Below are 12,465 nucleotides of genomic sequence, written 5' to 3'. Positions count from 1 at the left end.
CAAGGGGGCGGGCACTACTCAGACGCGGTGCATCCGCCCCCAATTGTGGTGCTTAGCGCCAGCGGCGTTGGCTCAGCCCCATATAGGTAGCCAGTTATCTGCGGCCCCATCCAATCCAGCGTCGTCGAGAACATCAGCGGCGCATCATCCGCCACATCATCGCGCGCGCGGCCCCTGTCCTCCACATATGATCCCATCTTGCTGAAGCCGAGCTGTTGCATGTAATGCGCGCCGAGGATGGAGCCCTCTGTTTGCACGCCGCACCCATGACGGTACGACACCAGCGCCTCGAACACGTAGAACTCGGGCAACCAGTACCCCGTGCCACCGGTCCGCAAGTAGATGCGCGGTTGCTCGTCTCGGCCCGCCTCCCGCCAATGCGCCGCGATGTCGTGCGCATCCGCCTTCAGCATATCCATAAAAAGGCCATAGGTTTTGGGGGTGATAAACTCATATTCCGCATAAGCGCGGTCCAGCAGCGGAAGCCGCGCCAATGGGGCGGGGTTCACGCCCCAAAACGTGACAATGCCAATCATCGCGGCCTGCCCGCCAACCAGCCCTGCGGTCAGCATAGGGCGCTCTTTTCCAAGTGACAAAGACAGCACCAGCCCCGCCGCCATGAGATACGGCATGAACAGGCGGTAGCCGAACATCATGTGCTGCCCCGAAGACCTGCTTGCGTAAAGCAGTAGCAGAACCGCGCTAATCGCCGCCCCGCGCAAAATTGCTTTGGACAGCGGTGAGCGCTTTTCCAAAGATGCAGGACGCACGAAAAACAGAAGCACCAAAAGGCCAGACAGCACAACAAAATTTAATAGCGCCGACAGGCTATCAATGGCTGGCCGACCACCGACCGCCAATTTCACGTAATAGGACGTCGGAAAAATGTCGCCGTAATAGGCCCAAGAAAACACTAACCAGCTTGCCGCCAGCGCCAAACTAAACGCGGCCCCAGCCCAAATGACCGGCCGCCGGTACTGCGTTATCAAAACCGCCAAAAGGACGGGAACGCTAACCAAAACACTGTCGAAGCGCGTCAGAAACATCAGCCCCGCGAGTAGCCCCAAAATGGCGAAGTCGCGCCCGCTCACCACACCTGCGCGGTTCACGACGATCAGTTTGGACACCAGTAGCGTGGTAAAACAGGCCAGCAGCGGTGTCTCCAGCCCGCCGACGGTCCACAGCGCCAAGAACGGCGACAATAATCCCACCACAGTGAACATGACCAAGGCCTGCCCCTGAATGCCCGTCTGCCGAAGCGCCACAAACCAGCCCGCGAGTACCACGAACGGTGCCATGAGGCGGTAACTGGTCACCGGATCAAGCCCGAGCACCGCCAGCCCCGTCTCCAGCAGCCCGTGTAACGGGGACGTCAGCGCCGTGACATGCTCCCCCAAATTGTAGACAAGCCCGTGGCCCGCCGCCGCGTTCTTCGCGTACCGCCCGACGATATAGGCGTCATCCGCTGTGAACCCCCAAAACAGGGCGCAAAGGGCCAAGAACGTCAACGCGCTGCCAATGATAAAGGCGCGGTTCATGTCGGAGATGCGGGGCCGCGCGGGCAAATCGGTAGTGGTCATAGGATATGTGTTTTCAATGTCATTCGGGCACCAATATGCTGAAAATCTGCCTGTAAAGGGAACGCGTGGCATGTGCTGCTATCTCTGTAGCAATCATGCCAATCGAAATCCACACGCGTAAACCCTGCCCCCTTGCCATAGGGGCATCCGCACATCACACTGCCCAAACACCCCAAGCGAGCCGCCCGTGACCAGAGACGAGTTCAACGCCTTTTGCGCCGCCCTGCCCGCCACCAATCACGTGGTGCAATGGGGCAATTCCGATGTTTGGAAGGTCGGCCCCAAGGTCTTCGCGATGTGCGGCTGGAACGACGGGAAGGACGCGTTCACCTTCAAGGTGTCAGACATCGCGTGGGAGATCCTGCCCGACATGCCCGGCCTTCGCCCCGCGCCCTATCTGGCCTCGCGCGGCATGAAATGGATACAACACTACGAGGCCCCCGGCCTGTCCGACACGGAGCTAAAGGCCCACCTCACCGCGTCCTACGACATGGTTAAGGCGAAGCTCACCAAGAAGCTTCGCACAGAACTTGGCCTTTAGCCTGCCGCAGCTCCGTCTGTGTAGTGCCACACCGTTCAGGTGCCCTGCGCGCTCCCTTTAGTGTGGTTACTACCCTATTAATAATTCTGATCCGATAATCACGCATCATCATATTAGTCAAAAAAATGCGATCAAAATTTCACACGACCCCTCGAAAAATAGCATACGGGAGTTGTGAAAATTTCACTAACCACATTTCAAAAGTGTGCCGGTTTGGCAACGATACTAAAATGACAAAAAACTGATATTGATCACCACGATCTGCGCCTTCAATAAATAGTTAACGAGAAGTTAATAATCTCGTTTAACATAAATACGAAAGAAAAAATCATGAAAAGCAGTATCCACGCATTGGCAGCATTAGCCCTATGCGCAACCATTCAACCAGCCGCCGCATTTGAACTTACAGGTGGGTCAGTCGACCTAGGCTATTCCGCATTCGCAGACGACACCGATTTTTCTAAACTATCCCTGCAAGGTTCCGTAGAAGCCGCATTTACCCGCAACTTCGGCGCGCAACTTGATCTAAGCTACCACGACTTCAACTTTGTGAACGATAGCGGCAGCAACATGACCTTGCACGCGCTCTATCACGTGAATGAAGTTGCCTCCCTCGGCCTGTTTTACGGGCGCGACAGCGACGGAAGCACTGACATCGATTTTTACGGCATTGAAGGCGGCTACGAGTTTAACAATTTTGACGCCGAAATGTATCTGGCAACTGGTGAAGAAGCTGGCATTTCTGGCAACATGTTTGGCTTGGAAGGGCGCTACGCTATCAACGAAAAAACCGGCTTGGGCGGTTCCATCGACCGCGTAAACTTCGACGGCGGGGTAGACGCGACCCGCATCGGAGTTAAAGTCGATCACGATTTGACCGAGACATTCAACCTCAACGCCGAAGTAGGTACAGCGAGATTGAGCGTGCCAGGCTTGTCTGGCACTGAAACCTTCGTTGGCATCGGCGCGCAATTTAAATTCGGCGCGGAGCGCGGTACTACTTTCGGGAAACGTGGCCTGTTAGACCTCATACCGGGTTTGTAAAACAAACTGGAGGGCAGTGCAGGTCGCACCGCCCTCCAATTCAAAACGTGGCCTTTAGCCTGCCGCCGCGTAGATAGCGTCAATTGTGGCTTGTGTGCCTTTGGCGTCTTCCAGCGTCCACGGATAGGCCGCCTCGCCCCGCACTGCGGCGCAAAATGCCTCCACCTGATTGACGTAGTGATTGGCCGCCGCGAAGCGTTCAACGCGGGTTTCAGTGCCTTGGCGCAGCTCGATCTCGGCCATGCCGTAGACATTCGGGTTGTACGGCGCGCTCAGGCGCATGACGCCGTCTTCGCCGTGAAATGTGACCTCTTGAAACGCATGCATGCGCGTCGACACATAGCCCTGATACGCCGCCCCGCCGATCCGCGCCTGAATGCGCGATAGCGTGTCGACGCCGTTGTCCCAGTCGATTTGCGCGGTGATCTGCTCGAACTCCGCGCCCAGCGCATAGCGCGCGCAGCCCAGTGCATACACCCCGATATCGGGCAGCGCACCGCCGCCCATCTCCCTTTGGTTGCGGATGTTGTCAGGGTCGCGGTTGTCGAACGAAAACGCGCAAGAGACCTGCTGCACAGTGCCGATCGCCCCGTCATCCAGCAGCGCCTTGGCGCGCTGCCATTGCGGGTGGTGGACGATCATATAGGCCTCTGCCGCCAGCAGTCCGCTGCTGTCACGCGCGGCGATCAGCGGATCAATCTGCGCCGCCTTCATTGCGACGGGCTTCTCAATCAACACATGTTTGCCCGCCTCCAGCGTCTTCAGCCCCCACTCAATATGCAGGGTGTTGGGCAGCGGGATATAGACCGCGTCGATGTCATCATCGGCCAAAAGCGCCTCATAGCTGTCGTGATGGCGCAAACCGGCAAACTTACCCGCAAAGCGCGCAAATTTGTCAGCAGAGCTGGTGCCCAAGCCCACCAACTCCGCGCCCCGCGCGGCGTGAATGGCGGGGGCCATGTGCTCATAGGCAAAATTCGCGGCCCCTAGGATACCCCATCTGAGTGGCTTGATCATGATACGCCTCCAATGCTGTTTTGGCGCAACCTATGCCGTTAGTTCCCCCGCGCCAACCGCCCATCCACCGCCGCGCGGATCATGTCGCGGGCACGGGCATAGTCGGCGACATATTGGCGGTCGCTTTCCTCAGCGGCGCTGGCACTTTGACGCTGTTGCAGCTCTTCCTCGGCAGCCGCCGCGCCCTCCGACACCGCGTCAATGATGCTGCGGCCCTTCAAATCAGTCGCCAGCGGGTCGGCACCGGACTCTAGCAACGCCTGCACCATCTCCACATTGCCCGCCGCGATCATCAGGGGCGGCTGGCCCGGCGAATATTCCGGTGGCACATGTGCGGGCGGCGGCGCGTTGGGGTCTGCGCCACGCGCCAGCAATCCGTTGACGAGGGACGATTGATAGTTGCTCAGGGCCAGATGCAGCGCGGTCAGGCCCGATTTTTCCGTCTCCGCGATCAGCGACGCGGGCAGCAGCGCCAAAAACGCCTCCATGTCCTTCGCCACGGGGTGGTAGTTAAACGGTGACGCTGCGGCGTGCAGCACGGTGTAGCCGTGCGCCGTGCGCACCATCGGGTCCGCGCCGTGGTCCAGCAAAAGGCGTGTCATGGCGGGCAGGAAATCCGTGTGTCCTGTGGCCCAGATCAGCGGCACCCCGCCGTAGCGCCCTTGGGGGCTGTTAAGGTCCAGATCAGGGTGGCGCGCAAGGAAGGCCTGTGCCGAGGTCACGCTGCCCTCCATCACAAGATCGCGCAATTCGGCATAGGGCGCGGGCAACACATCGCGGGAAATCTCAGGCGCATTGTTGCCTTGCGCCTCGTGCATCTGAAGCGCAATCAGCTCCTCAAAACGGGCCATGTCGCCGACTTGCAGTGCCAAGCGCATTTCGCCGTAGATGGTGTCAAAAGCCAGTATCTGGGCATCACTCACCGCCGCAGGGTGCGCCAGTGGCTGGCGCCCGTCGGTCAGGTAAGCACCTGTCAAACTTAAACAAAATGCGGTGAACAACAGCGCCGGTGCGGCGCGCGAAAACATCATTCCACGTCCTGCAAATAAAACTTGTTACGGCTCACACAGGCCCCCTTCCGCTGCGGCCACAAAAAAAGGCCGCGCATTGCACGGCCTTCTTTCCATCTCAGTTTGGCGAAAGTTAGGCGGTTTCAAGTAGGCCTTTTTCATCCGCCAACGCGCGCATGCGCTCTTGCAGCTTCTCGAAGGCGCGGACCTCGATCTGGCGAATACGTTCGCGCGACACGTCGTATTGCCCCGACAGGTCTTCCAGTGTCACCGGTTTGTCCTGCAAACGGCGCTGCACCAGAATGTCCTTTTCGCGGTCGTTCAAAACGCCCATGGCTTCGGCCAGAAGCTCGCGGCGGGTGTCCAACTCGTCCTTGGCTTCGTAGTCGCCAGCTTGGTCGGCGCTTTCGTCCTCCAACCAGTCCTGCCACTGCGTCGCGCCCTCGCCGTCAGCCGAGACCACCGCGTTCAGCGATGCGTCCCCGCCCGACATGCGGCGGTTCATCGAAATAACTTCGCTTTCCGTCACATTCAGGTCGCTGGCAATCTTGGCCACGTTTTCAGGGCGCAGGTCGCCCTCTTCCAACGCGCCGATGCGGTTCTTGGCTTTGCGCAGGTTGAAGAACAGCTTCTTTTGCCCGCTGGTGGTGCCCAGCTTGACCATCGACCACGATCGCAAAACGTATTCTTGGATGGACGCGCGGATCCACCACATTGCGTATGTCGCAAGGCGGAAGCCCTTTTCGGGGTCGAATTTCTTAACCGCCTGCATTAGGCCAACGTTGGCTTCGGAAATCACCTCGGACGTCGGCAGGCCGTAGCCGCGATAGCCCATAGCGATTTTCGCCGCCAGACGCAGGTGAGAGGTGACCAGCTGATGCGCTGCATCCGTGTCGCCATCATCGGCCCAGCGCTTGGCCAGCATGTATTCTTGCTCCGGCTCCAAAAATGGAAACTTGCGGATTTCTTGCATATAGCGGTTGAGACCTTGCTCCGGACTCGGAGCTGGTAATCCAGTGTAGTTCGCCATTGTTCGTGCCCCCCTTAGAAGGTTTGCCTATTCGGATATCGAATATACGAGCAGGTTGTGTCCCACTCAACATTTTACAGCGCACATACCCTGTGCGCCTTTCTCAACGGTTAATGTAGGAACTAGGTTCCCCTTCCGTAAGGGCATGTTACGCAGGTTCACATAAATGTCAGCGAATTTAGGCGAGTTTGCTCAGTAAATCTTGGAAATCATCGGGCAACGGGGCTTCAAATTGCATCATTTCACCTGAAACCGGATGCTTAAATCCAAGCGTCGCCGCGTGCAGCGCTTGTCTTGGGAACGCCCGAATGGCCTCTTGGGTTTCTTCGGGAAGCGCATTTTTGGCCAGTTTGCGCCGACCGCCGTAGACCGGATCGCCCACCAAAGAGTGCCCGACATGCGCCATATGCACCCTGATCTGATGCGTCCGCCCCGTCTCCAGCCAGCATTCCAGCAGTGACACCACCGCAGGCGTGCCAAAGCGCTGCAACACCCGTGCGCGGGTGATGGCGTGGCGGCCTGCGTTCTTGACCACAGCTTGGCGCTGACGGTCGGTCTTGTGCCGCGCAAGGTTCGCAATCACCCGCAGAATGTTGCCCGGCTCGAACGCAACACCCGGAAGGCCGTTGATCCGCGGGTCGGAGGCCTCCGGCACGCCGTAGACCAGCGCGTTGTAGCGGCGCTCGACGGTGTGTTTCTCAAACTGCTTGGCCAGCCCTTGATGCGCAATGTCGGTCTTTGCGGCAACCAGCAGGCCCGATGTTTCCTTGTCGATGCGGTGCACAATCCCGGGGCGCTTCTCTCCGCCGATGCCTGACAGGCTGTCGGCGCAGTGGTGCAGCAGCGCATTGACCAGCGTGCGGTTCGGGGATCCCGGCGCGGGGTGCACCACCATGCCCGCAGGCTTGTTCACCACGATCAGCGCGTCGTCCTCATAGATCACGTCCAGCGGGATGTCCTCGGCCACGGTGTCATACTCCACCGCCTCGCCGATTGTGACCATCCACACCTGCCCCAGTTGGGATTTGGTCTTTGGCTCCGTCACCACGGTGCCGTCCAGCGACACCGCGCCCTGCTCGATCAGCTTAACAATTCGTGACCGGCTCAGCTGCGCGTCCACTGGTGCAAACAAGGCCAATGCCTTATCAAGGCGCGCAGGCGGGGCGTCAGTGATCTCGACCGCGATAGTTTGAGGCGACATGGACAGTAATCCCGAAATTCCGGCGGAAGAGCCCGCCAACCTAAAGTTCCTGCGACGGCTGGTTACAACCCTGACCGCCACTATGATTGTCGGCCTTGTAGTGATGATTACGCTGGTTGTCATCCGCTTGAACGCAAGCACGCCGCAGCTGGCTTTGCCCGACTACATAACCTTGCCCAACGGCACGCGGGCAACCGCCTTCACCCAAACGCCCAGCTGGTACGCCATCGTCACTGCGGACGACCGAATCCTGATCTTCAACCGCGACAGCGGGGAGCTGACGCAAGATATCCGCGTCACGTCACGCCCGTAAAAATGGCGCGCACCCTAGGAAATAACGAGATGGGGGGGATGGTACCGCCTCCCCGGCTTGAACGGGGGACCCCTGGTTCCACAAACCAGTGCTCTAACCAACTGAGCTAAGGCGGCACACTGCGTGGGATTTACCCATAGGTGCGCGCGATTGCAAGACCGCTAAAGCGATTAATTCCGCTTAAAGTGAAAGTTCGAACTCTTGCTCTAGCGTGTCTTGCCCGAAGGCGTGTGATTTGCGCTCCCCCGTCATCACAAACCCGCGCCTTCGGTACAGGCGGCAGGCCGCCACATGGCTCGCGTGGGTCCAGAGCACCAGTTTGGACGCGCCCACGCTGCGGGCGTGCTCTATCACCGCCTCCAGCATGATCGGTGCCAGTCCAAGCCCCCGCGCCGCAGGGTCTAGGAAAAACATCCGCAGCCGTGCGGTCGCCGGATCATCCATAAAACAAAAGACGGAGCCAAGGCGCGCGCCCGCCACCACCGGAATGAACGCACGTTCAGTTGTTGGGTCGCGCGTCTCGATGAACTCCGCCAGAATCCGCATGACCAACGCCTCGAAAGTTGCGTCGTAGCCCTCGTCCTTGGCGTATAGCTCCCCGTGGCGGGCCGCGATCCAGCCCGCGTCCCCGATCTGCAAGTCCCGTAACTCAAACTGGCCCGCGTCCAGCGCGGCCTTTACCCCGTCGGCTTTCATAGCGCTCTGCATGCTGCCCCCTTGCTTCACCGCTTTATCAACGCTACCTCAAGACCCTAGCTATGGCAAAGAGGGTCCAATGGGTATCAACAGCGAAAGCGAAATTGCGGGCAACTTGCAGATCGGGCCAACCACCGACGGCATGGTGCGCATCTATGTTGAGGCAGACGGCATCGAGCTGCCTTTTGACTTTGAACCCGAAGAGGCCGAGGAAATTGCCGAAGAAATTCGCGCGGCCGCTGCTGGCGCCCGCGCAATAAGCAAACCTAAGGGCAAAAAGCGTTAGTTCACGCAGACGCCGTTGCGGTAGCTGCCCAGCGTGCGCACCACCTTTGACGGGGCGGCCTCAATGCGCCGACCGCTCAGTTCGCTGCGCAATACACGGCCCACCAAGTCGGTGAGTGCGGTGACGCGGTAGCACGACACCGTCGGCTCCGCATGGCCGTGGCCCACGCCGCTGTCGTCGGTCAAAAACATGTACCGTCCGCCGGTTTGCACCGCCGCTTGGCGCATCAAAAACTCCGCCTCTGGGCCAACACCGCTGGCCCCCAAGCCGAACACCTGTACGCCCTTGACGGCGGCCTTGCGCGCGGCCTCTAGGTAGGTTTTGGCGCGGCTGTCATGTTCCGGCGCATCCGCGACATGGAACATCAAACGCTCCCCCTTGCCGCTGCGCCATTGCATCGCCGCCGCAGAGGCAAGCGCGCGCCCCGCCGCCTCCGGATAGTCACCACCACCGTTCGCGGACTGCGCACGCAGCCAGCCCTGCATCTGCGACTGGCGTTTGGTGAAGCCGTAGTTCTTGACCACATAGGCGTCCCCGTCGTCGCGGTAGACCACCAGCCCATAGCGCACATCAAGCTTCGGGGCGGCGCGTTTGGCTTGGCGCACCATGCCTTTCAACTCCTTGGTGAGCCACGATAATTCGTCCGCCATGGATCCCGTGGTGTCGACCACAAAGACCAGATCCAGAAACTCCGGCGACCAGTCGCCCTCAAACGGCAGTTGCACCTGCGCGCGTTGCCCTGTCTTTAAGCGTTGCACCATAGGTGCGCCCTGCCCGTCGGGGATCGCACGCAGTTCCACCTCCCGCAGGCGTCCCGCGCCAAGGCTCGCCGGAAAGACCGACACCATCCCGTCCACGCCGGAATAGCCCGTGTAGAACGGCTCCGCCGTCCCCGGTTTGCGCAAAGTCACCCGCACCCCCGCCGCAGGCTTCCCGTCGGCCCCGCGCAGTTGCGCCAGAACCGGCGTCGACAGGTTCGCCATCGGCAGCTTCAACGCTTTGCGCGACCTGGATTGGTAGCGGGAGAAGGCCGCGAGGTTCAGCGCGTCGTCAATATCGCCCGCAGTGATCACCCCGCGCCGCGCACGGCCCGGATTGCGCGACGGCGGCACAGGGGCTGGCATCGGCGCAAAGACGGGGCTGGTTTTCACGCTCGGCGCGGCTTCCATCACCGACGGCTCAACAGAAACCGTGCCCTGCTCCGGCACGGCGCAGGCGGACAGGAAGGCGCTGGCCATAAGGGCCAATCGGGGGGATGAAAATGCTTTGGTCATGGGTAACTCCATTTAATGTGTATTTTGCACATATTTCAAATTCACTTGCTCGCGTCAAGAAAAATGTGCATATTGCGCATATGCTGGATTTACTCGATGCCCTCCTCGCCCCCTTCGCCCGCCTGATGGTGGCCCTTGGCGTGCCCTTCCCTGATCTGGCGGAGCGCCTGAAGGCGCATTACGTGGAGGCCGCGCGCAAGACGTGTGACGGAAAACCCACCGACAGCCGCCTGTCTGTCATGACCGGATTGCAGCGCCGCGATGTGGCGCGTCTGCGCGACTTCCACCCGAAGGAGCCACGCCTGACGCATCTGTCCCGCCTCATCTCGCTGTGGCAAACAGACACTGATTACGCGGGCAGGCCCCTGCCGAAAAGCGGCCCCGCCCCGTCGTTCGAGGCGCTGGCGTGGGAAGTGCGCCGCGACGTCCACCCGCGCACCATGCTCGACACATTGCTGACCGCAGGAACCGTGACCGTGGAGGGCGAAACCATCACCCTGCGCGACACGTCCTACCAACCGCTGGCCGGATCAGAGGACCAGATGGCCTACCTCGCCCGCAACATGGGCGACCATCTGAGCGCCGCAACGGCCAATATCACCGCCGACGCGCCGCCCTATTTCGAGCGCGCCGTACATTACGCGGCCCTGTCGGCGGATCAGGTCGCCAGCTTGGAGCAGCGATACCGCGACGGGCAAATGGCCTTGTTGGAGCAAATGAACAAAGAGGCCGCCGCGATGAAGGCCTTGCCGAGCAGCGCCCAAACCGTCAGGTTCCGCGCAGGCGGTTATTTCTACTTTGAGGACGCAACATGAAGCGGTTTGCAACGGCGATATTGGCATTGGCTTTGACGGGCTGCGCTGTGCCACACGACGTGATGGTCGAGCCGGTCATCGCTGAGTCCGCCGCACCAGCGCCTGAAACCGCCCCCCGCGCCAAGATAGAGGCCTGCGTTCCCGGCGAGGACGACGGTATCGGCGGCACCGGATGCGCCATTGATTAGGGCTGAGTGACCCGTAACCCCCTGTAACCCATGGGTTACCTGACCCGTTGCATTGTTAACTCTTTTTGTGAATGAGGTCAGTCAAAGGCAGCGTGCGCTTTTACACCTGTTTACAGCGGGTTAACGCAATCACATCAAAAACGGCCCCATTTTGATGTGATTAGCCGAAGCGCTTCAAATCCGGATCGCGCAACTGGTTGAGCCGCAACGCCGCCACCCGCCCGAATTTTTGGATCACCGCCTTGCGCCGCGCCGCCGCCAGCTTGTCCTCAGGGCTCATCCGTATGATCTCCGCGTCGTAGGCATCGGCGATGATAAGGCCCGTTTCCTCCGGCAAAAGATCTGTCGGGAAATGCTCGTCCACGGCCCAGAAATAGCGGTCGCACCATTCCAGATAACCGGCCCATTTGCAGTCGGACTGAAAATCCGCGCGGGAAGATTTGCACTCCACCACCCAAAGCTCCCCCTTGGGGCCAAGCCCCATCACGTCGACCCGCTTGCCACGCTCCGGCACGAATTCCTCTAGGCAGGCGAAGCCGTGGGACGTCAGATGTCGCGCGACGCCACGGGCCAGAAGCTGACCAGGTTGGTGGGGGAGGATGAAATCATCAGGCATGCCCAAAAGGTGAACAAAACGGAAACAAAAATCAAGGCAGGATTTTCCTTGACGCGATACCAAATGGTTTCATATAAGTTTCAATACCAAACGGTATCACAAATACAGGCCCACATGATCGCAGAGCAACCCACCTTCAAAGCTTTGGCAGACCCCACCCGCCGCGAAATTTTGCGGCATCTGTCCCAAAGCGACATGAGTATCGCTGAAGTCAGCGACCACTTCGACATGACCCGCGCCGCCGTCAAAAAGCACCTTACCGTGCTGAGCGATGGCGGGCTGATCACCGTACGCACCAAGGGGCGCGAACGGGTCAATGCGTTGAATCCAGAGGGCTTTGCCCCTGTCCGTGACTGGCTGTCGTTCTTCGACCAGTTCTGGGGCGCGCGTTTGGACGATTTGAAATCCGCCATAGAAAAGGACCACAGCCATGACTGAGACGATTTTGCAAAAATCCATCTACCTGCGCGCGACCAAGGCGCAGGTTTGGGACTATCTGACCGACCCCGACAAGCTGGCGATCTGGTTTCATAAGCCGAAAGTGGCGCTGGCAGACGGCGCGGACTACGCGATGTTCGGCACGGAAAGCGGCGACAAGCTGATGTGGGGCACGGTGAACACGGCGCGGCCACACGACTATCTGGAATACACATTTACCATCGCGCCGATGGGCGACGCGACCAGCACCGTAAAATGGACACTGGAAGAGGTTGCGGGCGGCACCCGCCTGTCGCTGGAGCATTCCGGCCTGCCACAGGGCGACGCCGCCTTTGGCCTGACACTGGCGCTGGATAAGGGCTGGGACGAGCATCTGGGCCGTCTACGCGCCGACGCCCACGGCGAGAGCGACTGAC

The 12,465-nt window shown here is 59.9% G+C and carries 16 protein-coding genes and 1 tRNA gene; 8 read left to right on the top strand and 9 right to left on the bottom strand.

Features of this window, described 5'->3' with window-relative positions:
- Positions 1–14: 14 nt before the first annotated feature.
- Positions 15–1,580 (bottom strand): hypothetical protein, encoded by a 1,566-nt coding sequence (locus tag BLW66_RS01650; RefSeq protein ID WP_089944009.1) that lies wholly within the window; start codon positions 1,578–1,580, stop codon positions 15–17.
- A 187-nt stretch (positions 1,581–1,767) separates the two neighbouring features.
- Between BLW66_RS01650 and BLW66_RS01645 the strand changes: the two genes are divergently transcribed.
- Entirely contained in the window at positions 1,768–2,121 is a 354-nt protein-coding gene (locus BLW66_RS01645) for an MmcQ/YjbR family DNA-binding protein (protein WP_089944006.1), read from the top strand.
- Positions 2,122–2,451: 330 nt separating this feature from the next.
- Positions 2,452–3,165 carry a porin gene (locus BLW66_RS01640; protein WP_089944003.1) on the top strand — a complete coding sequence of 238 codons (714 nt, stop codon included), beginning with the start codon at positions 2,452–2,454 and terminating at the stop codon, positions 3,163–3,165.
- A 54-nt stretch (positions 3,166–3,219) separates the two neighbouring features.
- Here BLW66_RS01640 and BLW66_RS01635 read toward each other — a convergent pair whose 3' ends face one another.
- From BLW66_RS01635 to BLW66_RS01620, 4 genes are all read right to left on the bottom strand, one after another.
- Complete coding sequence (locus BLW66_RS01635; RefSeq protein ID WP_089944000.1) at positions 3,220–4,182, bottom strand: Gfo/Idh/MocA family protein; 963 nt, start codon at positions 4,180–4,182, stop codon at positions 3,220–3,222.
- A gap of 38 nt (positions 4,183–4,220) precedes the next feature.
- Positions 4,221–5,213, bottom strand: coding sequence for an ankyrin repeat domain-containing protein (locus tag BLW66_RS01630; RefSeq protein ID WP_089943998.1), 993 nt, complete (start codon positions 5,211–5,213; stop codon positions 4,221–4,223).
- A gap of 112 nt (positions 5,214–5,325) precedes the next feature.
- Positions 5,326–6,222 carry an RNA polymerase sigma factor RpoH gene (rpoH, locus tag BLW66_RS01625; protein ID WP_089943995.1) on the bottom strand — a complete coding sequence of 299 codons (897 nt, stop codon included), beginning with the start codon at positions 6,220–6,222 and terminating at the stop codon, positions 5,326–5,328.
- A 178-nt stretch (positions 6,223–6,400) separates the two neighbouring features.
- Positions 6,401–7,423 (bottom strand): RluA family pseudouridine synthase, encoded by a 1,023-nt coding sequence (locus tag BLW66_RS01620; RefSeq protein WP_089943993.1) that lies wholly within the window; start codon positions 7,421–7,423, stop codon positions 6,401–6,403.
- Here BLW66_RS01620 and BLW66_RS01615 point away from each other — a divergent pair.
- Positions 7,422–7,736, top strand: a complete 315-nt coding sequence (locus tag BLW66_RS01615; RefSeq protein ID WP_089943990.1) for a DUF6476 family protein — start codon at positions 7,422–7,424, stop codon at positions 7,734–7,736. The two genes, BLW66_RS01620 and BLW66_RS01615, sit on opposite strands and share 2 nt — an antisense overlap.
- 39 nt (positions 7,737–7,775) lie before the next feature.
- Here the strand turns inward: BLW66_RS01615 and BLW66_RS01610 are convergent.
- Positions 7,776–7,852 (bottom strand) — tRNA-His (locus tag BLW66_RS01610).
- 64 nt (positions 7,853–7,916) lie between these two features.
- The gene (locus tag BLW66_RS01605) at positions 7,917–8,444 is read right to left on the bottom strand and encodes a GNAT family N-acetyltransferase (protein ID WP_089943987.1); all 528 of its coding nucleotides are present in this window, start codon (positions 8,442–8,444) and stop codon (positions 7,917–7,919) included.
- A 67-nt stretch (positions 8,445–8,511) separates the two neighbouring features.
- Here BLW66_RS01605 and BLW66_RS01600 point away from each other — a divergent pair, with 67 nt between their 5' ends.
- The gene (locus BLW66_RS01600) at positions 8,512–8,718 is read left to right on the top strand and encodes a DUF6324 family protein (RefSeq protein WP_089943982.1); all 207 of its coding nucleotides are present in this window, start codon (positions 8,512–8,514) and stop codon (positions 8,716–8,718) included.
- Here BLW66_RS01600 and BLW66_RS01595 read toward each other — a convergent pair.
- Positions 8,715–9,992 (bottom strand): vWA domain-containing protein, encoded by a 1,278-nt coding sequence (locus BLW66_RS01595; protein ID WP_170833365.1) that lies wholly within the window; start codon positions 9,990–9,992, stop codon positions 8,715–8,717. The genes BLW66_RS01600 and BLW66_RS01595 overlap by 4 nt on opposite strands.
- An 80-nt stretch (positions 9,993–10,072) precedes the next feature.
- On the opposite strand from BLW66_RS01595, the gene BLW66_RS01590 reads away from it, so the two are divergent.
- Both BLW66_RS01590 and BLW66_RS01585 read left to right on the top strand, forming a co-directional pair.
- Positions 10,073–10,807, top strand: a complete 735-nt coding sequence (locus BLW66_RS01590) for a DUF6502 family protein (RefSeq protein ID WP_089943976.1) — start codon at positions 10,073–10,075, stop codon at positions 10,805–10,807.
- Complete coding sequence (locus BLW66_RS01585) at positions 10,804–10,995, top strand: hypothetical protein (RefSeq protein WP_089943973.1); 192 nt, start codon at positions 10,804–10,806, stop codon at positions 10,993–10,995. The genes BLW66_RS01590 and BLW66_RS01585 overlap by 4 nt, the downstream gene beginning before the upstream one ends.
- Positions 10,996–11,155: 160 nt before the next feature.
- Here BLW66_RS01585 and BLW66_RS01580 read toward each other — a convergent pair whose 3' ends face one another.
- Positions 11,156–11,611 (bottom strand): MmcB family DNA repair protein, encoded by a 456-nt coding sequence (locus BLW66_RS01580; protein ID WP_089943970.1) that lies wholly within the window; start codon positions 11,609–11,611, stop codon positions 11,156–11,158.
- Between the two features lie 114 nt (positions 11,612–11,725).
- Between BLW66_RS01580 and BLW66_RS01575 the strand changes: the two genes are divergently transcribed.
- Together BLW66_RS01575 and BLW66_RS01570 are read left to right on the top strand one after the other, a co-directional pair.
- A complete protein-coding gene (locus BLW66_RS01575; protein WP_089945619.1) occupies positions 11,726–12,049 on the top strand; it encodes an ArsR/SmtB family transcription factor in 324 nt (107 codons plus the stop codon).
- Positions 12,042–12,464: an SRPBCC family protein gene (locus BLW66_RS01570; RefSeq protein ID WP_089943967.1), complete on the top strand. Its 423-nt coding sequence runs from the start codon at positions 12,042–12,044 to the stop codon at positions 12,462–12,464. The genes BLW66_RS01575 and BLW66_RS01570 overlap by 8 nt, the downstream gene beginning before the upstream one ends.
- Position 12,465 lies beyond the last annotated feature (1 nt).

This window comes from Litoreibacter albidus (assembly GCF_900107015.1).
Taxonomy (GTDB): domain Bacteria; phylum Pseudomonadota; class Alphaproteobacteria; order Rhodobacterales; family Rhodobacteraceae; genus Litoreibacter; species Litoreibacter albidus.
The sequence above is the reverse complement of the archived record's forward strand: the minus strand, read 5'-3'. Positions and strand labels throughout refer to the sequence as shown.